Origin of the sequence: Mucilaginibacter phenanthrenivorans (assembly GCF_024721155.1) — a bacterium.
GTDB lineage: Bacteria > Bacteroidota > Bacteroidia > Sphingobacteriales > Sphingobacteriaceae > Mucilaginibacter > Mucilaginibacter phenanthrenivorans.
In genome coordinates this window covers 66,589-87,766 of the sequence record NZ_JAHVAP010000010.1, presented here as the reverse complement: position 1 = coordinate 87,766, position 21,178 = coordinate 66,589, and the positions used below count along the sequence as shown (strand labels likewise).

20 protein-coding genes are annotated in these 21,178 nt (G+C 47.2%); 8 read left to right on the top strand and 12 right to left on the bottom strand.

All coding sequences use genetic code 11. The features are described 5' to 3' along the window. Positions 1 to 87: 87 nt before the first annotated feature. Complete coding sequence (locus tag KXD93_RS22475; protein ID WP_258139622.1) at positions 88 to 1,272, bottom strand: hypothetical protein; 1,185 nt, start codon at positions 1,270 to 1,272, stop codon at positions 88 to 90. A gap of 560 nt (positions 1,273 to 1,832) precedes the next feature. On the opposite strand from KXD93_RS22475, the gene KXD93_RS22470 reads away from it, so the two are divergent. Both KXD93_RS22470 and KXD93_RS22465 read left to right on the top strand, forming a co-directional pair. Beyond that, the gene (locus KXD93_RS22470; RefSeq protein WP_258139621.1) at positions 1,833 to 2,606 is read left to right on the top strand and encodes a sensor histidine kinase; all 774 of its coding nucleotides are present in this window, start codon (positions 1,833 to 1,835) and stop codon (positions 2,604 to 2,606) included. Beyond that, positions 2,603 to 3,337, top strand: a complete 735-nt coding sequence (locus KXD93_RS22465; RefSeq protein WP_258139620.1) for a LytR/AlgR family response regulator transcription factor — start codon at positions 2,603 to 2,605, stop codon at positions 3,335 to 3,337. Before KXD93_RS22470 ends, KXD93_RS22465 begins: the two co-directional genes overlap by 4 nt. Before the next feature lie 2 nt (positions 3,338 to 3,339). On the opposite strand, the gene KXD93_RS22460 is transcribed toward KXD93_RS22465, so the two are convergent. Beyond that, positions 3,340 to 6,378, bottom strand: a complete 3,039-nt coding sequence (locus tag KXD93_RS22460) for a lantibiotic dehydratase (RefSeq protein WP_258139619.1) — start codon at positions 6,376 to 6,378, stop codon at positions 3,340 to 3,342. Positions 6,379 to 6,468: 90 nt separating this feature from the next. On the opposite strand from KXD93_RS22460, the gene KXD93_RS30655 reads away from it, so the two are divergent. Continuing rightward, complete coding sequence (locus KXD93_RS30655; RefSeq protein ID WP_373417371.1) at positions 6,469 to 6,897, top strand: MauE/DoxX family redox-associated membrane protein; 429 nt, start codon at positions 6,469 to 6,471, stop codon at positions 6,895 to 6,897. Between the two features lie 121 nt (positions 6,898 to 7,018). Further along, the gene (locus KXD93_RS22450) at positions 7,019 to 7,342 is read left to right on the top strand and encodes a DUF6520 family protein (RefSeq protein WP_258139617.1); all 324 of its coding nucleotides are present in this window, start codon (positions 7,019 to 7,021) and stop codon (positions 7,340 to 7,342) included. 54 nt (positions 7,343 to 7,396) lie between these two features. On the opposite strand, the gene KXD93_RS22445 is transcribed toward KXD93_RS22450, so the two are convergent. From KXD93_RS22445 to KXD93_RS22430, 4 genes are read right to left on the bottom strand one after another with little or no spacing between them, the layout of a single operon-like run. Further along, positions 7,397 to 8,770 carry a RagB/SusD family nutrient uptake outer membrane protein gene (locus tag KXD93_RS22445; RefSeq protein WP_258139616.1) on the bottom strand — a complete coding sequence of 458 codons (1,374 nt, stop codon included), beginning with the start codon at positions 8,768 to 8,770 and terminating at the stop codon, positions 7,397 to 7,399. Between the two features lie 19 nt (positions 8,771 to 8,789). Beyond that, entirely contained in the window at positions 8,790 to 12,002 is a 3,213-nt protein-coding gene (locus KXD93_RS22440; protein ID WP_258139615.1) for a SusC/RagA family TonB-linked outer membrane protein, read from the bottom strand. 27 nt (positions 12,003 to 12,029) lie between these two features. Continuing rightward, positions 12,030 to 13,304 (bottom strand): redoxin domain-containing protein, encoded by a 1,275-nt coding sequence (locus tag KXD93_RS22435; RefSeq protein ID WP_258139614.1) that lies wholly within the window; start codon positions 13,302 to 13,304, stop codon positions 12,030 to 12,032. Between the two features lie 41 nt (positions 13,305 to 13,345). Next, positions 13,346 to 13,648: a hypothetical protein gene (locus tag KXD93_RS22430; RefSeq protein WP_258139613.1), complete on the bottom strand. Its 303-nt coding sequence runs from the start codon at positions 13,646 to 13,648 to the stop codon at positions 13,346 to 13,348. Between the two features lie 676 nt (positions 13,649 to 14,324). Between KXD93_RS22430 and KXD93_RS22425 the strand changes: the two genes are divergently transcribed. The 4 genes from KXD93_RS22425 (at position 14,325) to KXD93_RS22410 (ending at position 16,728) form a co-directional block, all read left to right on the top strand. Then, positions 14,325 to 14,858, top strand: coding sequence for a hypothetical protein (locus KXD93_RS22425; protein WP_258139612.1), 534 nt, complete (start codon positions 14,325 to 14,327; stop codon positions 14,856 to 14,858). A 52-nt stretch (positions 14,859 to 14,910) separates the two neighbouring features. After that, positions 14,911 to 15,093, top strand: coding sequence for a helix-turn-helix domain-containing protein (locus KXD93_RS22420; protein WP_258139828.1), 183 nt, complete (start codon positions 14,911 to 14,913; stop codon positions 15,091 to 15,093). A 106-nt stretch (positions 15,094 to 15,199) separates the two neighbouring features. Continuing rightward, complete coding sequence (locus tag KXD93_RS22415) at positions 15,200 to 15,853, top strand: DNA/RNA non-specific endonuclease (RefSeq protein WP_258139611.1); 654 nt, start codon at positions 15,200 to 15,202, stop codon at positions 15,851 to 15,853. Positions 15,854 to 15,858: 5 nt separating this feature from the next. Further along, positions 15,859 to 16,728, top strand: coding sequence for a hypothetical protein (locus KXD93_RS22410; protein WP_258139610.1), 870 nt, complete (start codon positions 15,859 to 15,861; stop codon positions 16,726 to 16,728). On the opposite strand, the gene KXD93_RS22405 is transcribed toward KXD93_RS22410, so the two are convergent. The 6 genes from KXD93_RS22405 to KXD93_RS22380 form a co-directional block, all read right to left on the bottom strand. Further along, positions 16,721 to 17,062 carry an S-adenosylmethionine decarboxylase gene (locus KXD93_RS22405; RefSeq protein WP_258139609.1) on the bottom strand — a complete coding sequence of 114 codons (342 nt, stop codon included), beginning with the start codon at positions 17,060 to 17,062 and terminating at the stop codon, positions 16,721 to 16,723. The genes KXD93_RS22410 and KXD93_RS22405 overlap by 8 nt on opposite strands. After that, positions 17,043 to 17,906 (bottom strand): spermine/spermidine synthase domain-containing protein, encoded by an 864-nt coding sequence (locus tag KXD93_RS22400; RefSeq protein WP_258139608.1) that lies wholly within the window; start codon positions 17,904 to 17,906, stop codon positions 17,043 to 17,045. Before KXD93_RS22400 ends, KXD93_RS22405 begins: the two co-directional genes overlap by 20 nt. A gap of 30 nt (positions 17,907 to 17,936) precedes the next feature. Then, complete coding sequence (locus KXD93_RS22395; RefSeq protein WP_258139607.1) at positions 17,937 to 18,881, bottom strand: tyrosine-type recombinase/integrase; 945 nt, start codon at positions 18,879 to 18,881, stop codon at positions 17,937 to 17,939. A gap of 140 nt (positions 18,882 to 19,021) precedes the next feature. Further along, the gene (locus KXD93_RS22390; RefSeq protein ID WP_258139606.1) at positions 19,022 to 20,068 is read right to left on the bottom strand and encodes a DUF3443 family protein; all 1,047 of its coding nucleotides are present in this window, start codon (positions 20,066 to 20,068) and stop codon (positions 19,022 to 19,024) included. Between the two features lie 85 nt (positions 20,069 to 20,153). Then, positions 20,154 to 20,723: a CheF family chemotaxis protein gene (locus KXD93_RS22385; protein WP_258139605.1), complete on the bottom strand. Its 570-nt coding sequence runs from the start codon at positions 20,721 to 20,723 to the stop codon at positions 20,154 to 20,156. Positions 20,724 to 20,741: 18 nt separating this feature from the next. Next, a complete protein-coding gene (locus KXD93_RS22380; RefSeq protein WP_258139604.1) occupies positions 20,742 to 21,113 on the bottom strand; it encodes a hypothetical protein in 372 nt (123 codons plus the stop codon). Positions 21,114 to 21,178 lie beyond the last annotated feature (65 nt).

Genomic DNA, 21,178 nt, shown 5'->3' with positions numbered 1-21,178 from the left:
TCGCTGATGTTTTAGCAGCAGGCCGTGCAGACCTGTTAAAAAAGGAAGGTTTTAGTTATCGTTGGCTGGGAGAACTGGTCACATTTCTCAGCAGGCATAAATTAGTACACTTATTGCAGCCAATGCCGGGAAATAGTCATGGTTAATGCGATTAATCATTTTTGCAAGCAAATGCTTTACCTCGGCGGCGGTAACCTGGCTGATGCTGTAATAGGCTTTACTCATCCCGCCGATGGAAAGTGACTCCGCCCGTTTGGTGCTGAATGCCATACAAACGAATTTGAAAATTTCGGTTAGCGGCGTTGCGCCCGTAAGGTTTTCCTTAACAAACAACCTAACCAGGCAAGCCAGGTGCGCAACCGGTAAACTGAGACCCATTTTTTCCAGGACAGGATAACAAACCGGTATTTGTTCGGGATTTGAAAATTTAAATGCTTTTTCTTCTTCGTCCAGCCAATTGGCGAGCATTTGCGTCAGCGGTGGCAGGAAGCGATCATAAACTTCTTTATTCCCCACGTGACATCGGTGCAATAATCCCGCCTTTTTTTTAATTGCCGCAATTTTTGTTTCGACAGGCATATGCGTCATGGAGCGCATGGTTTCTTCATGGAGCCAACTAAGTATTTCCACGTGGTTGAATTCCAGGTCAATGAGCCCGTCGACAAAGGAGCTGACTGTCTCCAGCCGCCCCTTCATCCCAACGATAAACTTTTCAAAATACAGCAGCTCCCCGAAAGTGCATGCCAACAGGGGGCTGCTCATTTCCTTCAGGTAGGTAGCAACAACAGAATGTAGCGGACCAGGTAAAGCGCTCAACGTCAAAGACTGCATGATACTTGCTATATCGGCCGCTAATGTCTTAACCTGCTTACGAATGTAAATTAGCGGTGCGGGAATGGTTTTGTCCGGGTAGCCCCTGAAAAAATGCAACAGATGCCCAGTCAAATCATTTAACTCTTTTTGAAGTATCTCGTTTGATGTTTCCTGCGGCGAACAATCGCAAGCTTCAAAAGTGTAAACCGGCATAGCGTTCACTTTGCCCAAAAGGTCGGATAATAGCTGTAGGTGATAGGTAAAATACCGTTCCAGCGATGGGCGGCCGGCGCCGGAAAAAACAGCCAAAGCCCAGGCTTCCCGGGCTTTGGCGCATAAACTTTTAAAATCGTTGATTTGCTGACTTACCACTTCGGGTGGTTGCATAATTTCGCCCATACCCGCCCTTGCAAACGTGTCCAAAATTTCTTCTCCGGCCGATAACTCGTTAATAAGCAAAATCGTTGAATTTAATTACAGGAGTTACCTTGGTGCATAGTGGGTAGTTGTTAACAATGTCGTACATGTGTTTGTAGGATCACCTTGCGAGGTCACTGTGGTGGTGGTTTCCGTTGGCAAATAATTAAATCCCTTTAAACAGTAAAGCGAATTGACAGAAGTTTTAGAAAGCTTTAAATTTTTCATGTTATATAATTTTTACTATATTATCGTATTAAATTTTTGAAAGAGAATTTCTTACCTAAACAGCACGATCAGATACACTAAATTTCTTATTTATGAATTTTATAAAAGATTTTGGACGTCGTATGAATTTGAGAGTAATTGTTAATCATTCCATTTTTTGGATTTTATATATGGTTTATGAATTGTTTTCACTCTATTATATGACAAAGAGACTGCCATCACTGCCCATATATTTGTTTTACTATGGCTGTAATGTTGGATTGTTTTATTGCCAGGTTTGGATACTTACACTAACACTAAGTATACCAAGACCGAACTTCGTTAAGCTGATCGTTTTTTTACTCTCAGAAATCGTTTTGTTTTTAATTATTAAAATGATAGCGGATTTAAAGTTTACTAACTTTTCTGCTATTCGGGGTTTAAAACTTGAGGGTATAAAGGCAATGGCCATGCTGGATTTACTAAGAATTATATATTTTGCCGCATTTGGAACTTTATATTGGGCAATTAATAATATAAACAATTATCAGAAAAAAGCAGATGCTGCTGAAATAAAAAGCCTAAAGAATGCCAGGGAAACAGCCGACCTTGAAATTAAATTAGCCAGGTCGCAAAATGCCTACCTGCAGCAACAGATCAATCCCCATCTGCTTTTTAATTCCCTCAACTTTATTCACAGCAGCGTTTACAAGCTTTCACGTGAAGCAGCGGAAAATATCATATTGCTTTCTGACATCATGCGCTATTCATTGGAGGAAACCGATGCCGATGGTAAAATCAACCTGGAAAAAGAAGCCGAACAAATTGAAAATTTGATCTATCCGCTCGACATTTCCTATCTTACAGAAGGAGGCCTTGCTGAACATAAGATCATTCCGCTGGTATTGATGACCCTAACAGAAAACCTTTTCAAACATGGCGATTTGAGCAAAAAGCAGGCAATTATCAAATTAACCGTTAAAGACCATGGCGAACTTAAATTTTATACCTTTAATCACAAAAGGCCGCAGCCGCCTGTAGAAAGGATAAAAAGTATCGGCATTGAAAATATAAAGATCCGGCTCAACTACGCTTATGGACCGGATTACAAACTGGCCGTCAATCAAACGGACGAAATTTATGAAAGTGAACTAACGCTGCAGTTATGAACCTAACTACCTATATCGTAGATGATGAATCCCATGCAATTGATATCATTGCCGATTATATTAACCGCACGCCGGGCTTGTCCTTCTCAGGTTCTTCCACAGATCCCGTTGCCGCCCTTGATATTTTGACCAGCGATCATCCGCCCGGGCTTACCTTCCTTGACATTGATATGCCCGGTGTGTCCGGGCTGGAGCTGGCAAACATGGTTGCCGGCAAGACCGCCGTAGTGTTCATCACCTCCTACCGAGAATTCGGGCCTGAAGCGTTCCAGGTAAACGCCATCGATTACCTGCTAAAGCCAATTTCCTACGCTGCGTTTCTGAAATGTATTCATAAGGTACAGGAGAGATTATCGACCGCCGCGCCTTCCGGTAAAGAAACAGGTTTCATTTTTGTCAAAGGAGACTTGAAGGGCAAATATATCCGGATCATCGTTAGCGACATCTTATATATCCAGTCGTCGCTACACTATGTCGATATCTTTTTGCCGGGCGAAAAGATCACTACCTACCTCACCTTGTCTGAGCTGGAAGAAAAGCTTTCAGTAACTGATTTCTGCCGGGTTCACCGTTCCTTTATCGTCAACCTGAAACGAATTAAAGCGATAGAACAGTCACAAATTAGACTGGAAAACAAAGAACTGATACCTATTGGCCGCGGGTACCGCGAAGAATTTTTTAGAAGGATTAACCCAACCTTCCTGGTCAGCCAAAAAGACAATGAAGATTAACTTTATTTCCTCCTAGCTGCTGTTGCCATCGAATATTTGTACAGGCAATAACAGATCAGCGCCTCGTGCTCCCGCTGCTTATCCGGAAACATGCGGTTAACCTGCATATGGATCAAATCTGCCAGTAAAACAAGCCTTCGTTCGGCAGTCCAGTGTTTTGACCGGTCCGAAATTATTGATAGCCGATCCCTTAGTTTCTTCAGGCTTCCTTCGGGCCCGGACAAAAGATGCGTTGTTAAAGGACTGTCCAACGCTGTTTCCAATGTTTTACCGAGCTTACGATACTTACTGTCGAGGCTCACCTTTAATGGCTTTTCCCCATTGAATTCCTTCAAAAAACTTTCAGACCGCCACCTAAAAAACAGCGGCACCTCCCCGGTGGCCTTCAAAAAATCCTGCGCAATCGTGTATACTATCGTAAACGTCGACAAATCATTGCCGGCTGCCGGCGAAGTATTGTTTCTCAGGAAAGTAACTGCCAATTCACTTCCTGCACAAAAATAATCCTCAACTGCTTCCATCAATTCATAGCTGTAACGTTCGATCTCCCGCTGATAGGTTTCACTTTTAGTTTCCCTGACGAGGTGCTTATATTGTTTTCGCCCAAGATGCTTATTTAATGCAGCAAGTAATAATCCTGCATCAGTATGCTTGCTCTTTATCCTTAAACGGATATGCGGTTCAGGATCTTGGTAGCGGATAAAAAACCATAAAGCGATATTTTCAGCATTAGCTTTCAGAAAGGGCGCAATTACTTTGGAAAGCAACTTATCAGCCGACACAGGGGTACAATAAATCTTCAAATACAGCCATTCACTGCCGGGCGGAAAATCACGCTGCAGTTTGCTGGCGGATTTGACCGGGGTTGCAACAACCCCATAGGGGTAAACCGCGTGCATATTTTTAAGAAGCGCGATGAATTGCCCGGATAGCGCTTTGCCTTGTGCCGTAATTTTTCGGTCTGCCGGAATATATTCCCGGAGCGTAACCGTTTTATTTTCCTTCAGGCAATCCAGGAAAAACAATGACTCTTCATCATTGACCAGGTTAAAAGTAAGCTGCTGGTCGCTGAGACCCATGGTAATTAATGAGGGAATCCCCCTGTGTTGCCGCCACTGGTGCAACCTGCCTATAGACAAGGGTTTCAGCAACAATTCACTGAGCTCCTTTTCGGTAACACGCCACCGGGCCTGGCTGATCACCACATTTTTATAGGCTACCCTTGGATAAAAGTCCAAACCAGGGAAAAGTTTTTCCAGGTCAAATGTCAGGTTAGCCTGCAACCCTTCAAACTGGAGGTCACAAAGTATTTGAAAAATCGCGAGATCATTGTGGTGAAAGTTATAAGCCGTCGGCAGTCGTGGAATAATGCGCTTTCCAAGCGTGCCGGACTCCAGCCAAAGCTCATCTTCCCGTATCGAGAGCACCAGGTCGTTCAAAGGAATTTCCTGCTGTGGGGAATCACCGGGAAAGGTATTGATGGTGATCACATGATCATACAGCGGCGTCCTGCGGTTTACATTATCCACGTGCGTATCCGATAACTGGTGAACTTCCGCAAAAACAACACCGGGGTTTAGCACATTTTCCGCGTTCACAACTTGCTTGCATAGCGCTTCAACCTCCGGGCTGAATGACGAAAAACGCCCGATCAGGGAAAGCGCAGTGGCTCCCCCCAAATTGTCAAGTATGATCTTGTCTCCGGATCGCGTGAACATCACAGGTATAGAAGAGGGAAACCGGGCACCGGCAGGTATGCCATCCAAATCTGTAAGATCATCATCATTAACTTCAACCGGCTCATAAAAAGACCGGTGAGGATTCCTGATCCAGGTCCGTAAAAACAGCCGGTGAACCGGTGTCCAGTCCAGCTGTTTTACTGAAGAAAGATGATAGGGAAAGGACAGATCTTCCAGTAATCCATTATTCAACGCGGAAGCATACAACCCGCCGTAGCTAATCCCCGTATCCGGATCTAGTGCCAGAAGCAGCGGAACCCGCTGCCCTTCGAATTTCACTTTAAAGGCATCTTTAAATTCTTTTAACGCAGGGGTAGGATAAGGTATGACGATCCGCCTTAAAAGGGACACAGCAGCGAGCAAATCTTTTTGTATTTTCTCATCTATCCCTCCGGCCGCCGCTTTTCTTTCCAGCGATGCATAAAAAACTGACTTCTTTGTTTGAATGTCCATTACCTGATCTAAGGCGGTTAACTCATTAAACACCATTGGTAAGCATAGACCGACATTTAATGAGAGTTCCGCCACCCGGCCCCAGTAGTTTTCAAGCGGATCCATTTCAACATCGCTTATTTTTTCACCCGGCGGGTTTCCCCAATAACCGGAAACGATCAGGCTGCCGTGGAATTCGGTCATAAACACCTGTTCACTGATCAAAAAGTCCAGGTATTCCCGAGCATCACCGGAAGAACAACCAGTCGCTTCAATTATTTTTTCGCTGATGCCACTTTTATTTACCGCAATATGTCTGCACAGGCCTGTAATATAAATATCCAGCTTTTCTGCCTTGATATCATTCACTTGGAATTTTACTTTACCCGTGGGCGACGTTACCGACTTGATAAAGCGGAAGGTATTCCCTACCCGGTTTAACGTTGGGTTCGTCCGGAGACGGTAATCCGCTGCCTTATTTTGCCGCATCAGCTCATATTGTTCCCTCCATTGCCTGGATGGCAACAGATGAAGTACCGCGTCCGTCGCTGCGCCTAATTTTATCCTATCCATTTCATCCCACTCCACCAGTGAAAAAGAAGAAAACGCGCCAAATGGCGTGGGCCGGAAAGACATCCGGTTATAATATTTATACAAGGAAAACTGTTCTTTCCGCCCCAGTCTGCTCCAGTCGAAATCCTTCTTCTCCAATACACAGTAAAACTCCGGGCTCGCCAGCCACAAGGCATTCCGGAATGCACCTTGTGCCAGGATTTCCGGCATTCTGTTCAGCGCATAATCCTCAAAACTATAAAAGGGCGCCCTCAAAAAAAGCGTATCAAAAAACTCAAACGATTTATCCTGATCCATAATTACCTGCTTCCTAAAGGGTATATACCCATTTCCTACTGTTTTGCCCTCACCGGGCTGCTTTACTTTGTTCCATCAAAACCAACGCCGATGAGCACATTCTTAAAATCATTACCCGTCTCCCTGCTGATCCTGCTGTTCGTATACGCCGCCGCCAGCAAGCTGCTGAACTTCGGCGATTTCCGCGGGCAGCTGAACAGCCAGGTATTTTCCACCGCCGATGCCGGCGTGCTGGTTTATGTTTTGCCGGCGGCAGAGCTGATCGTCGCCCTGCTCCTGCTGTTCCCCCGGACAATGGCAGCCGGGCTGCAGCTTTCGCTGGCCCTGCTGGTATTGTTCTCCGGGTATATTGCCCTGGCGCTGCTGCATTTCTGGCAGCACGTGCCCTGCCCCTGCGGCGGGATCCTGAGCCGGATGCCCTGGCCGGTGCACCTGGCCCTTAACCTCCTCTTCATTTGCCTGAATATCACCGCTATAATCATCCAACAAAAAGAAAGGAGGGCCGTGACACACCCGTAAAAGCCAGCACACCCGAAAACAGGCGTACCGGGCGCCTGCGAATGCTCCCCGGAAAAACCATTTTTTTAAATCACTTAAAGTTTTTCTGAATGTTTTTTGATCCAATAAAGCGTTCATCATCATGAAAAATCTAAAAATCAGTTTATCCGTTTTCGCATTAGCCTTAGGCCTTGGCTTCGCCTTCATGGGATCCAATCCCGCAAAAGCTGCCAATAACCGCCCGACCATCAGCTGGTTCACCTACAATGGCGGCAACGTCGATGCACCATCAAGCTATACCCAGGTTTCCTCACCATCCTGCCCTACCGGCACCGCAAATCTGTGTGCCATCCAGGCTACCGTGGGTACCGGCTCAAAACCGGTGATCACCGATGACCTGGCCAGCGAGATCAACGATGATTTGGCCAGCCATACGCCGTCGGCCAATGTTGACCTGCGGAACTAAGCCACCATCACCTGTTTATCTTTTATAAGGGGAGCCATCACTCCCCTTATTTTTTTACCGCGGGTTTTGCGCGATCCCGCTCTGGCTGATCACCTCCTCCGGGATCAGCAGCTGATAGCGCAGGTCGCCCGGCGGTAGCGTATAAACCGTCCCAGCCACATTACGCTGCAGCGTGGTCCTGAAGCGCTCATCCAAATTCAGCCGCTTCAGGTCCGCCCAGCGCAGCCCCCGGAAAAGCAGTTCCTTTCGCCGCTCCGTTAAGACCAATACCAGGGCCGCATCCGCGCTGCCCGCCGAAAGCGGCACAAAAGTCCCAACCCGGTACCGGGTTTTCAGCAGCGTATTGAGCAGGTCCATGGCCTTGCCGGTCTCCCCCAGCCGCGCCTGGCATTCCGCCGCATTGAGGTAAACCTCATCAGTGGCCGGCCCCGAAAACAGCGTAGCACTTTGCACCCCATCATAATTTCCCTTAAAGGCATAAGTGCCGTTACCGTTGCTTTTAAAAAAGATGGTCTTGCGCAGGTCGTTCGCCGCATAGGACAAGTAAAGCGCAGAATCCACCTTACAGGTCGCAGGGTACATGGTATTCGCACCGATCGCCATGGCATAAAACAGCACCTCCGCATTAAAGCGGCTGATCGGGTTCGCAGCAGTGGGTTTCAGGCCGTTGAAGTCCAGCAGCTTTGCCCCTGCGGCAAGACAGGAATCGGCGTACAGCCCGGCACTTTTATAGTCGCCCATCAGCAACAGCACACGGGAAAGTGCCGCATAAGCCGCCACGCGGTTCGGGCGGCTGGGTACAGTGCTGGTTAACGGCAACAGGGCCGCCGCCTGCCTCAGGTCGGAAACGACCTGGTTATAGGTCTGCGCATTGCTGGCACGAACCGATCGCGGGTTAAAATCCGCAGTCAGCCGCAGCGGGACACCCAAATCCCGATCCGCCGTAGCCGGGTTATAGGCAGGCGAAAAGATCCCCGCCACCTGTAAAAAGGCATAACCGCGAAAAAAGAACGCCGCCCCTTTTATTGCCGGGCCGCCAGCAGCAGCAGCGAGCCCGTTTTCGCCGAGACTTTCCAGCACCTGGTTGGCATAATACACCACCTTATAAGGCGAGAGCCACTGGCTTGTTATGATGATCCCATCCGGCTTCCAGGTATACAGGTTCCGGTCCTCGTTCAGGGACAGCGCACCGAAATCACTCGCGGTAAGGTAATAGTTATCCGCAGCACCCTCCCCGTAATTGGGATAGTTGCGGTTCATGACAGCTACGTTGTCCAGCAGCGCCTGCAGGTCCTGCAGGGTTGCGGGCACCACCTGTTTTTTGTCGGGCCGCGCCTCAAGGTATTTTTGGCAGGTCAGGCTGCCGGTCATGATCACCGCTGCGATGATCAGCGCGGTGCGTAAAAGGCTTCTATTTTTTTGTTTCATAGTTGTTCCGGTTTTAAGGTTAATAATCCGCCTTCAGGCCAAGTGACAGTGTTTTGGGTGCGGGAATGCCCGCGCCATAGTCAGGGTCAATCCCCCATTTATTGGCACGCCAGATGATGCCCAGGTTGCTGGCATAGGCATAGACCAGCAAAGCTTTAAAGGGCAGCCAGCGTTGTTTGAGCTGGCAGCCCAAGCGCAGGTCCTGCAGCCGGATGGTGCCCGCATTACCAATGAGCGCCTCCGAACCGGTATAGAACTGGTCGCGGTCATAATCCGCAGGATAGACCATCGAAGGCACGTTCGTCGTTTTTTCGTCACCCGGCTTTTGCCAGCGCCTGGCATAATCGCTGTTGCCCGCCCAGTTGTAGAACAGGCTGGTGTAATTGATACTGGTCTTGCGGAACTTATAACCCAGCTTATAGGTAATGTTGGCCGAAAGCGAAAACGCCCGCCAGGTAAAGGTGTTCCGGAGCGCACCATAATAGACCGGCACAGCGGAGCCGTCATATTGCAGGCTACCCTGCGTATTGTAATCCATGGTGGTGTAGTCCTTGCTCACCGCCCCGTTCAGGTAACCGCGCGGATCACCGGTCTGCGGGTCCAGCCCCGCCCAGCGGTAGCTGTACAGGCCGTACAGGTCGCGGCCCACCACCGGATTCAGTGTCAGCCCGTAGCCCACATAAGCGCTGGCATCGTATACATTGCCCTTGTAGGCCGTGACCGTGTTCCGGTTAAAGGAGAACAGGAAGGCCGTGTTCCAGCCGAGCGCGCCCTTCAGGTTCTGCGTGTTGAGCTGGAGGTCCATTCCCCTGCCCCTGAAGCCGGCATTGTTGATGTACAGGGTGCTAAAGCCGGTGGTATAATCCACCGGCGAAGGGCTGATCAAATCCTTCGAGTTTTTCAGGTACAGGTCGATGCTGCCGGTGATGCGCCCGCCTCTGGCACCGAAGTCGATGCCCAGGTTGGTCATCCCCACCCTTTCCCAGCGCAGGTCCGGGTTGGGCGGGTTGATCACATTGGCATAAGGCATGTGCGTATACGAATTGGTAGCGACATAGGCAATGGTGGTCAGCGCAGAACGGGTATTGTCCACGTTACCACTATAGCCATAGGTCAGGCGCAGCTTCAGGTACGGGAGGACCGCAAAATGGTACCAGGCTTCATTCGAAGCGCTCCAGGCCAGGCCCGCCGACCACAGCGGCACCCCCTTCCGGTTGCTGTTGACGCCAAACAGGTTGGATTCATCCTTGCGCGCGCTGGCCGACAGCGTATAGCGCCGGTCATACGTATAGGAAGCGTTGGCATAGAACGAGACATAGCGGTTGAGCAAATTCCCAAACTGGGCGTTATTGGGAATGGTGCCATCCGGGCCGATCCCCTCGTAATAAGGAAAGGTCGTCACCTCGTCTACGCTGGCATAGGTCAGCAGCCCCGGGTTGTAGCCGTAGGTGCGGCCGGAATTGTACAGGGTATTGTCCTGCCGGATCTCGCTGCCGGCAATGGCGGCGATCTCGTTTTTGCCCCAGGTATTGTTGTAATTGAGCTGTCCGCGCAGGTCGTGCGCCTCCAGGTGGTTTTCCGTCAGGTCGAGGATGCCGCCATCAGGAACCGGCGAAGCATACCCGCCCGACCCGTCCGGCTGGGCGTAACCGTTGATGAGGTTGCGCACATAATAGGATGCGGGATCGTAATACTGGCGGTTGGTGCCTGCGGTGTTTTCGTACTGGTATTTGACTTCGGCGTTGAAATGGGAACCGAAGGTATAGCGGATCCCGAAATTGGCGAGCAGGTCGTGGCTGGCCGTATGGTTATTGGCCAGCCGGGCTTCCTGCAGGGGACGGTATTGCCAGTCGTGCAGTTTGCCGCCGCCGGTGGTGTCGGTAAAACCGGTATTGAAGTCCTTAGCGATGGCCAGCGGGTTGCCGCCGGCATCCGCCAGCCGGGCATACGGGTAGATGGCGGATTTGCCTGCTGGGAAGAGCTCGCTATAGCCATAGGGCGAAAAACTGTTTTCTCCGGTGGTGTTTGTCCCGCTGTATTGCAGGCCTGCCTGTACCTCCAGGTGTTTGAGCGGCCGGAAGGTATTGTTGCTTTTAAGGGTTACGCGGTCGAAGCCATCGTTGATGCCGCTGGCCAGGTCCTTGTCATAACCTGCGGAGAAAAAGTAACTGGCAGCGTTGCTGCCGCCGGAAAGCGACAGGGCATGCTGCTGGCTGACGCCGGTGCGGTAAAAATACTTTTTATAGTCATTGCGCACGTCAACATCCCGGAGCGCATCGATCTGCTGGTTTGCAGCAAAGGAAGAAATCCCGCCGCTGCGGGCCTTGTCCAGCAGGTCAACCACGGGAGAAACCGGCGGCCGGGAAAAGGTATTGCCCAGGTCGCCATCATAAAATCCCTGTCCGAACAGCACTTTTTCCACGTCGATAAAGTCCGAACTGCGCATCTGCGGCAGGTAGAACAGGTCAGGCTTCGCGGTGAGCGTAAGATTACTGTTCAGGCTGACCTGCACCGGCTGGTTATACGTTCCTTTTTTGGTGGTGATCACGATCACGCCGTTACCGGCGCGCACCCCCCAGATGGAAGCCGCCGCGGCATCCTTCAGGATGGTCACACTGGCCACATCATTGGGATTGATATTGCTGATATCCCCCTGGTACGGAAAATTATCCACCACGATCAGCGGCGCATTACCGCCGTCATACGAGCTTACGCCCCGGATGGTCAGCGCATTCAGCGGGTTGCCATCCTGCCGCTTATCGAACAGCGTGGAAGTGGTGATGCCGTCGAGCCGGGACAGGACATCCGCGCCCACACCCCGGTTAAACAACTCCGCATTGATCCGGTCAAAGGCCCCCGTCGCCCTTTCCTGCGGGATCTCCTGGTAGCCGGTGGAGACGACGACCTCCTGCAAAACGTTCCCCTCAGGATCGAGCACGATGGTCACCGGAATCCCCGGCCTAACAGTAATATGCCGCCTGCGGTAACCGATATAGGATACCTCCAGCCGCGCGGAATCGGCAGACAATGCCATCAATGTAAATTTACCGTTCGTACCGGTCACGGCAGCAACACTGCCACAACGCACAGTAGCGCCCGTCAGCGGCAGGCTGTCACGGCTGAGCACCCTGCCGGTAATAATTGGCCTGACCTGCGCAACACCGGGTAAAAACCCCAGCAGCAGGCAGGCCAGCAGCACCGGGAAATAATAGTATCGTATAAATTTTTTCATGGTTGTCGGTTAAGATGATTTGAATAGTTAATAATTAATAGTTTGAACCAGCGCCGTATCCTCCAGCACAAACAGCCTCACCCTGCGCCTGAGCGTTTGCAGCACCAGCCCGTAAGGACGCAGCGCCGTATTGAGTGCCGCAGTATTGCTTAAGTCAGCGATAGCCAGGCGTATGGTTACCAGACCTTTATAGCCTGTTTCGTCAAGTACGGGCAGGCCGCCCGGCTGGTGTTCTAGTTCCCAGGTCAGTTCAGCAAGCGAACCGTTCGCCAGTACCCTGACCGGGTCATTGCTGTGCAGGGTGTTTTCGGGGATGCCGCCGCTGCTTTCGGGGAGCTTTGTCCCGGGGATCCGCTGTAAGACAAGACAGGTGGCCTCCTCTATGGCGATGCGGCCGTTAAGGTGAAAGTAGCGCCCCAGGTCGGCCAGCAGCGCCTGCCTGCCCTGTTCCCTGGTCAACGGCCCAGGCAGGCGGGACTCATAGCAAAAGGCATTTTGCCGGTTCCAGGCCTCCGTATAAGTGCCGCGCGGAACAAAAACCCGCGCGGAATCCCTGACAAGAACCCGCATGCGGGAAACCGGCAAATTGCCCGGCAGCTTCAGGGCAAACAGGTACAGCTGCAAAACAGAGGAGTTGATCACATACAGCCGCGTGGCAGCAGCCACACTATCCGGCTCAAAGCCGATCCTCGCCAACACCCCGGGCTTATAGGGCGACAGCACGCTGTAATAGCGGGCGTTGCTGTCTGCCAGCGACTGGTGGTAATCGTAATCGGCGATGTCATTTTTGACGGGGAGGCCGGGATCCTGGTGTTGCAGGAAGGCGCTGATGTTGCGTTCGTCGACATATTCGGGGCCGGTGATGGCGGCAACGACGCCCCTTTGATCGATCCATACTTCGTGGGAGATGTACCGGTGCGGGAAGAGTTCGGCCAGGAACACGTCATCGGTGACGACGGGCAGGCGCAGCGCTTTGCCGATGGGGCTGCGGCTGAGGAAGGCGCGGACGACGGCTGCCTTTTCATAGGAGACGCCGATGATGGCGACCTGGTTGCCGAACTGCTGCTGCAGGCTGTCGAGCCTGGGCAGGGCGCCCACGCAGCTGCCGCAGGAGGTGGCCCAGAAATCCAGGATCAGGAGTTTGCCCTGGTAGTCCGATAGCCGGATGGCGCTTGCGGCGGCATTGATGACGGAGCTGACCTGTGCGTCAGGGACTTTGTCGCCGATGCGGAGGTTTTTGAGGGGTGTGCTGTTGCTGAATATTGGGCACAGCAGTAGCAGGACGAGTGTTTTAAGCCTCATTTTAATGGGTATTATGCGTAAATAATTAAACCTGTTGCCGCTTAGCCTGCGGGGTCCGCTCCTGCCCTGCTCCTGCCGCAAATGACGCAGGTGCCGGTGGTTTGTTCCCGGAGCTGGTGGAGTGCGGTGGTCAGGGCGATGACATGGTCGAACAGGTTTGCGATGCGGACGGTCCCGGGATCGGGCCTTAGTTCCTCTTTCGGATTGTTTTTTGTGCAGCTGATAAATACTTCCATGAGCATGGCGTAAAGGGTTTCGGGGTCATATAAAGACAGGAAGATGCGGACGTTTTGTTCGGGTGTCCGTACTTCGAAGTCTTTGAGGTCGATAACAATGGCGCTCATGGTGCTTTTATTTTATTTTCTGGTTTTGGTTAATGTTTGGGCCTGTGGGGGCTGCGGTGGAAAACAATAAAGAGGGAAACGGCAACCAAACGAATTGACTTAACTATTAGCTGATCGGTGGGTTGCCGTGGCCCGGGTTTTTAGGTGGGCGATTTTATCAGGTTTTTAAGGAAGGATTTGAGGGAGAGAGAAAATGGTATGCAATTGAGCAGGCATGGAAATTCGGTTCCTGTGAAAGGAAGAGATTTTGGATTGGTGGTATGGGTTTGGTTTATGCTCATTATTTTGAATATAATGAGCCTCTTGCGGAAAGAGCACCATAGCGAGGGCTCTAATACCGCCTTGCTAGGCTTCTGACGGCCTTTGAAACGGGTTTACAATAGAGCCCACAACGCTATGGAGTGTACAAAAATACACAAATATTGTCATGGGCATTAACCTATTGTCCCGTTCATTTGCAACTGTCAGAATTTAGCAAGCGAGACTCTTTATTAATACCTTATTTTTTGTAATTCTTTAAATTCTTGTCAATTCATTATTATTATATACAAATATAATTTTTACTCGCATAAAAAGCAAATTATTTACACTTTATACAAGTAATTCCATTCTCGTTGCCTTTGATACCTAACATGAATACTTTAGTAGACATTAATTTAAGGTTTAAAATAGTAACGTGTCGGAAAATTCACTCGGGGAGTATATAACAAAAAACAACATTGCAGGTATTGATATATTTGCAAAGACAGGAATTCCTACATCTGATATAAGTGCTTATAAAAATGGCAGAACAAGACCTATTCCTGCTGAAAGAATCTATCTGCTATCGCTTATCGCAAAAGAATCTTTGAAAGATTTTCTTTTACTAATTTTTCCGAAAATCAAACTTCAGAACACTAAAAAACCAGATACCAAAACGTCCTCGTTGCTTACGACATCTTTTGGTAGACTGATAAATTCACTCGAAGATTATACGATAAATACAATTTCGCATAAAACTGGCATTACAGTAAAAAGACTTAAAGATTTATCCTCAAAAACCACTTCAATAATCGGGGGTCATGAATTATTGTTGATTGAATTAGCAACCAATGTTGAGCCCGGAACACATTTTACAGAGTTATTCGGCCATCTTGAATTGAATAGTCCGGAAGTACAGGAACGGCTAAGAGAAGAAGAAAAGGAAAGAAGTAGGCGGAAGAAAAAATAGTAATTTGGTATATTTTGGGGTTAACCTCTAATGAAAAAAAACTTTAGAAGATATTGTAGATCGAACCGGATTTAGCTATAGCCAGGTTTATAGAATTGTTAGGGGCAAAAATAACATGTCCGTGAGCGGACTAATTGCTGTTTGCATTGCCCTTGAAATCCAACCTATAAGCGTTTTTAATTATGAAGTTATAATCCCGAAACACTCTTCGACAAGAAAAAATTTTAATTCATAGCTGTTAATTAGGGTATCTACCAATAAAAGATAATTAGTAGTTATCCTGAATTGATGGAGGGAGTTGTAAAAAAAATGTATATTCGGTTAGAAAAACCTAGCCACCCGTGAATGAATATTACCGCATCTTATCCGAACTACCGAGCACAGACTATGACGAGGTAGTTATTTACTTACGTAAAGAGTTATCTGTTTACTTGACTGAGCATTACGAATCTCAGTTCGAGAATGCCGATGTGCGGCATTTTAATGATAATATAAACCGAAACTACATGCTCTACTTTGACTGTACTGACGATTACAGCAATGACATTTACAGCCGAGCGGCGCGCGTGGTTTTTGTCTTTGCTAAATCCGTATTGAATGCTTCAAAAAGAAACGCATATAGATTGCGGCAGTATGCTGGTTCTTTTAAAGGCATACCGCAGCTTGAAGGCTACGAGAAGGGACATTTCGTCGCGCATTGTAACGATGGGCAGTTAGATCAAAATATTTATCCCCAATTAAAAGAGCTCAATAGAGGTCTTTCGGCTCAGGGCAAATTATTTCGTTCTATGGAACGCTACTGTCAAAACAATCCAGGAGTATTTTATTTCATCAGGCCTATATATTCTGACTTAACTTGCATACCTGATAAAATCGACTTTGGAATATTTACGAAACAATGTGGACTCCTGTTAAATCGGTTCGACAATCGTACTATCGATATCGAATCTCCACAGTCAATGTTTAATTTTGATAATTCAATAAAGGATAACTGAATATTATGACTACTTCGAATACTTTTCTTTGGCAACCTCTCTTGGAATCTGCTGCTCAAACAATTGTTGGTGCAATAGGATCTTATGCCTTTTCAGGCGTAATTGCAAAAGTCTATGAAAGAAACACTTTCGAAGGAGCTTTGGATTTTTGGAAAAGAGGGATTCATAACGGAAGCATCATGGAAGGTGACACTGTTTATTTTGATGGATTGCTTTCACCTTACACCCAACTCTTCCCTGGCGACCCGTTTGAAAATGCAAGGAGATGGAATCCTTTATACGATTTTGAAGGTACCATTACAAAAGACGAATATCAAGCAATGGATTTTTATGCGAGCGCTGATGCGGCATTGAGGGTTGGAAGTCTTAACGGTGAAACAATTGTGGGCTTATATCACAGGTACGGTTACGTTGGGGATGGTCTTATCGGCGTAGCTCCCACGACGCTGATTAGAAAAAAATTACCAAATTTTTTCACGTCTGGATATCACGGATCGCGCGTGATGGTTTCAGGAAAAGTATCCAGATGTCCAAGCCAGCATTCTACAATAGCTAAAGGCATTGCGCTGAATGCGGGAATCAAAATGGATTTTAGCGGACAACAAAATCTTTGGTATTTACAAATCAATGGTATCAAATTAATAAATAAAGGCCATAAAGCTGTTACATGTCTTTTAGGTTCGCCCTGGGCCGTTACAGAGTCTAAGAAGCATCAATATCTGGTTCAATACGGTTATATTAGTGATGCGCACGAAAAGAAAGATTGTGTTGATCAAATTATTAGTTCAAAAGCCTGGGATAAGGCGCAGGTTTATTTTGATGACATTGATAATCCAAGTGACGCTTTAAGTTTTAAAAGGCAATTTATTATTTAATTAACCCCCTATTTATGTGTGTCGGAAATAATTTATAAGTCACGTTATATTTTTCCGTCCATTTCTGAAACTTAATCCAAAAGAATTTTGCTTTGGACTCTATGCAGCTGCTTAATTCTAAATAAAAAGCGTTTTGTTCTGGAAAAGTGTGAATAGCAAAGTGACTTTCTGCTAAAAGCCAAATCTTGGTGTAACCTTGAGGTGAAAATACATGATCCGTGGAATTTAGAATAGAGAATTCTGCTTGAATAAGCATAAGTTCTAGCTCTTTAACTATGTCGTCTGCACATAAATCGAAAATCCAACATGCCCTGTTAAAAATTACTGCTTCCATTCGTAATTCTTTTAAGATAAGGTGGTAGGTATAAGTAGAAAGATAAAAATCGAGGGTCAAAATACTCGCAAGTTTTTTTTGAATTCTTGATCCACTCTTGTTGATCTAAATTTATAGCGGTCCCCAACGACTGATTGATATTTTCGTTTAATCCCCAGATAGCCAACAAGTGCAATATTCCGGGATATTCGGGAACTGTTACCAGCGAAAATGCAGATTTTAGCCCGTTCTCATTTATCAGCGCTATTGTTTTGTTTGTAGTGTCTTTTTCAAAAATATGCCTGTAGATCAAATCAGCGCAAACCCCATCCTTTTTTAAATATTTACTTAGCAATTGAAATATTCCTTTATTATCAATTCCCGGATGGTTAGCCAAATCAACAGCATCATTAATTATCAAATCAAATTTTTGAGTTGTGTTATTCAGTTCAACAAAAGCATCATTGATTTTTAATTCAAATCTCGGATCACACAATACATCTTTTGCATGGGTGTAGTGTCTTACCATTAAATCGACCACGGCTTGATCGAAATCAACCATCGTGACTTTTTTGACCGTAGAATATTTTAGAATTTCTTTTGCTGCGAAAAAATCACCCCCACCTAATATGAGTACATCTGAGACTTCTTTTATAAAAGCGCAAGGTAAATGAACCACTGTTTCATGATACAAAGGGGCCCATGCCTCTATATGCTGTAACTCGCCGTCGAGCAATAATACCTTACCCAACGTTTCATGGTTGAAAAACTGAATGTGTTCATAATTGATTGAACTAACATCTTCTAATAGGCTAAGATTATTGAGATGCAGAGAAACATTTGAGCCCCGTTCATGAAAGTCCATAGATAATATTCAGTTATCCTGCATTCGACCCTACTCCAGCGCCATAGAATAGCCCATCCGCGGATGTTTTTCAGTAAGAATCTGTTTTTGCTTTTCTAAGTTGACCTGGGTGTAGATCTGCGTGGTCATAATGGAGCTATGACCAAGAAGTGCCTGGATGTATTTAATATCCACATCGTTTTCAAGTAGCAAAGTGGCAAATGTGTGCCGGAATACATGTGGTGTTACTTTCTTGCTGCTTTTAGTGGACACAGCAAGGCTTTTGGTTAGAAACCGGATCGATTGGTCCGACAGTTTCTTATCCAGCCTGTTGATCAACAAAAAGCTGTCGGCCGCCTCGATTTTGTTTTTAAATAGTTCACAGTATACTGACAGGGTTGCCAAAGTATCCTTATTACAGATCTGGATCATCCGTTGCTTCCCTCCTTTCCCATAAATGGTAACAGTACCAGCCTCCAGGTTAAGGGCGTTAAGCTTTAAATCTGCTATTTCAGAAACCCGGGCCCCGGTTGCAAACAGCAGTTCGATGACCGCTGCATTTCTTACAGCCTCAAGATACTGGTATTTAGATTTATCGGTCGTTTTGATCGCGGTATAAACATGATCAAGTATAGCAGAGGATTCTTCTGAAGTCATCGCTTTGGGAAGCATTAGCGGCTCTTTGATCTTTATTTTAATCTTGCGCATAGGATTGACCGGGATATGGTCTTCATATTCCAGGTAATTGAAAAGCGCTTTCAGCGTCGCGATTTTGCGTTTGATAGTTTTAGGTTTCCAGCAGGCCAGCACTTTAAGATAACCTTTGAGGTAAGTCTTATCGACTAACTTAATTTCGATAGGAAAGGCATTGGCTTCCATATAACTGCGAAATTGCTGCAGGTCTATGGTGTAAAATTTAATTGTTTTAGACGAAAGGTTTTTTTCATAAAGACAATGGTTGAAGAATTCCGCGATAGCTTGTTTAAGGGTTAACATAAAGTGAGTTCAAATTGTGAACCCGCTTTAACTTGTTTCCCTGTTTTTAAGTTACATTTTAGTAAAATTTGAAAATGCCCAGCCTAAGACAATTTAATAAGCTTCGTTAGTCCTTAAACCTTTTGCGCTAAAAACCTGCATTATTTTTTCCTGATGCCGATCACCCCGTTGTGCTGATCATAAAAGACATCAAAATCAAAAAAGAACATCGTACCGAAGACGTTCCGGGGGCCATAGGACGATTTATTACTTGATACCAGCAGGTCCAGGCCGGCGCGCTGTTGTTTTACAGTGATCGTCGTGTCAGCGACAACAGGGTCTCCTAAGGAAAACCTGACGACTGAATTGATATCAACCGGCTCTTTATTGCTCGTGCCGTCTTTGTAGTAAAAATTCAAGGGGTTTCCTGTGTCCAGGAGCGTATTCTTCGTGTAGGGCTGTCCGTCGATAGAAACGGTACCGGTTAAAAGGTTTTCAGGCCAGCTTTGCAAACCATTGGGCAGGATATCACTGTTGGCTTTCAATTTGAGAAAGGAAAATCCCCGCAAATCTTCCCGGCCGGGATTAAGGACCAGCGTACCCTCCGGCTCGCCATAGTGCGGAAAATGAACGATAAATTGCGCGTTCCCGGGCAACTGCGGCAAAGGATTAGCCACACCTCTACTGGTATCGCTATAACGCATGCCAACACCGATGATTCCGTTAAAGTGTTCCAGCAGCGGGTTATTAATCACTGCGTTATCGCCCGTGGAAAACTTACCGTTACCGCTATCGGCCCCGTCAATGAGCATAAAGTTAAGCGTCGCACCTTTATGAGAATTGCTCATAGAAACATACCCCCTGGCGACTTGCCCATACAGGCTTGTTCCGCCGGAATAGGAATTGCTCACCCGCACTCCGATTGTAGGAAATGTGCCGCCTTTAAGCGCGCCTTTTAACACGCGAAGTCCCCAGGAGCCGGTATCGAACAGCACTTCTACCGGTATGCCATTAATATAAACCGTTATGGCCGGCCTGACATCGGTCTGTGAAACGTAATAAATAAGCAGGGGGACGACTGTTTTAGCGTCGTGTGGGTGAGCAGGCAGAATGAAACGGTTGTCATGGCTGTTACAGGATTGCCCTGCAGTAATAAGTATTATCAACAATAAAATCGTACTGAGGGGTTTTCTGTTAAATTTAGCCATTGCGATAAGTTTTTGAAGGTTAACGAATTAACACTAATATCGGTAATTTTTGGGAAATCATTACATTAATCCGTTGGGCGATATGTTATCCGTTCAACAACCTTTTCAAAATCAACTCAAACGCCAATCTGTCCCCCAAAAAAACCAATACCGGGTCTTCGCCCTTATCTTTTTGAACAGCAATTCCATTTGACTGAACAGCAATACCCCTGATCCGGTCTAACGGGATAATAGAGTTTTTCGCGTTGCCCTCGAATACAAGCCGTTTATTCGTTAAGTATAACGTACCATAGTTCACCTGTTCCAGTTGCTGGTATCCCCTGCCTGCAGATCGGGTCTCCAGCCATTTAACCTGCTTAATTTGAAGATAGAAATTTTCGCTTTTCTGCAGGTTGCCGGAATGGCTAACAATTTTTAACGACAGGTGTTTCAGCTCCCAGTAATACTTTAAAGGCGCCAGTTGCTCACGGACCGTGTTGATTTTAAATTGTGCTGACTCAAAACTCAGCAGAATGGCCTCAGCCTCCAGGCCTTCCTCCGGCGTACACCGGTTCTTTTTCTTAATAGGTGCCAGAAAGGCGTCAAATACCTTTGTTTTTTCCTCGTCAATGACCTTCGCAGTCATTACCTCGTCCAGCCTGAGTTTTAATCCCAAAATTTGCAGATAATCCTATCACCAGCCGTCATTTGCTTCTTCACCAGGCGTGATCTGGTTTAATCCGGATATTATGCTGATTGCCTTTGCAAAAAGTAAATTATTTGCTGCGCAGATTTCGGTTTCTCTCTTCACATTATCCTTATTGCTCATCTTTATCTCTCCAAAACACTGGCAAATTTTAGCCAGTATAGGTGCGGCTATTCTATGCGTTTGCCTGGCATTTATTAAAATAGGACATATCAAATTTATTTTTCTATCTTGCTGGTAATTAGGAGCCTTATCCATTATCCCCATGAAGCCCGTCCCAAAGAACAAAACGCCGGCGCTGCTCGAAGGCGACCCTGATAGGAACATGATCATTTCGTTTCGCACGATCCGCCGGGCCATCGGCTGGCTGGGTATTGCACTCCCCGTCGTCTGTTATTTCGGCACCTTAGTCATCGAACGATGCA

What these genes read in the sequence shown, in the direction of transcription:
- KXD93_RS22450 (WP_258139617.1), top strand. Translation starts at nt 7,019, where the DNA reads ATGAAAAATCTAAAAATCAGTTTATCCGTTTTCGCATTAGCCTTAGGC.
- KXD93_RS22470 (WP_258139621.1), top strand. Translation starts at nt 1,833, where the DNA reads ATGATAGCGGATTTAAAGTTTACTAACTTTTCTGCTATTCGGGGTTTA.
- KXD93_RS22445 (WP_258139616.1), bottom strand. Translation starts at nt 8,770, where the DNA reads ATGAAACAAAAAAATAGAAGCCTTTTACGCACCGCGCTGATCATCGCA.
- KXD93_RS22410 (WP_258139610.1), top strand. Translation starts at nt 15,859, where the DNA reads ATGACTACTTCGAATACTTTTCTTTGGCAACCTCTCTTGGAATCTGCT.
- KXD93_RS22390 (WP_258139606.1), bottom strand. Translation starts at nt 20,068, where the DNA reads ATGGCTAAATTTAACAGAAAACCCCTCAGTACGATTTTATTGTTGATA.
- KXD93_RS22395 (WP_258139607.1), bottom strand. Translation starts at nt 18,881, where the DNA reads ATGTTAACCCTTAAACAAGCTATCGCGGAATTCTTCAACCATTGTCTT.
- KXD93_RS22400 (WP_258139608.1), bottom strand. Translation starts at nt 17,906, where the DNA reads ATGGACTTTCATGAACGGGGCTCAAATGTTTCTCTGCATCTCAATAAT.
- KXD93_RS22380 (WP_258139604.1), bottom strand. Translation starts at nt 21,113, where the DNA reads ATGGCCCGGCGGATCGTGCGAAACGAAATGATCATGTTCCTATCAGGG.
- KXD93_RS30655 (WP_373417371.1), top strand. Translation starts at nt 6,469, where the DNA reads ATGAGCACATTCTTAAAATCATTACCCGTCTCCCTGCTGATCCTGCTG.
- KXD93_RS22460 (WP_258139619.1), bottom strand. Translation starts at nt 6,378, where the DNA reads ATGGATCAGGATAAATCGTTTGAGTTTTTTGATACGCTTTTTTTGAGG.
- KXD93_RS22440 (WP_258139615.1), bottom strand. Translation starts at nt 12,002, where the DNA reads ATGAAAAAATTTATACGATACTATTATTTCCCGGTGCTGCTGGCCTGC.
- KXD93_RS22435 (WP_258139614.1), bottom strand. Translation starts at nt 13,304, where the DNA reads ATGAGGCTTAAAACACTCGTCCTGCTACTGCTGTGCCCAATATTCAGC.
- KXD93_RS22465 (WP_258139620.1), top strand. Translation starts at nt 2,603, where the DNA reads ATGAACCTAACTACCTATATCGTAGATGATGAATCCCATGCAATTGAT.
- KXD93_RS22405 (WP_258139609.1), bottom strand. Translation starts at nt 17,062, where the DNA reads ATGGAAGCAGTAATTTTTAACAGGGCATGTTGGATTTTCGATTTATGT.
- KXD93_RS22430 (WP_258139613.1), bottom strand. Translation starts at nt 13,648, where the DNA reads ATGAGCGCCATTGTTATCGACCTCAAAGACTTCGAAGTACGGACACCC.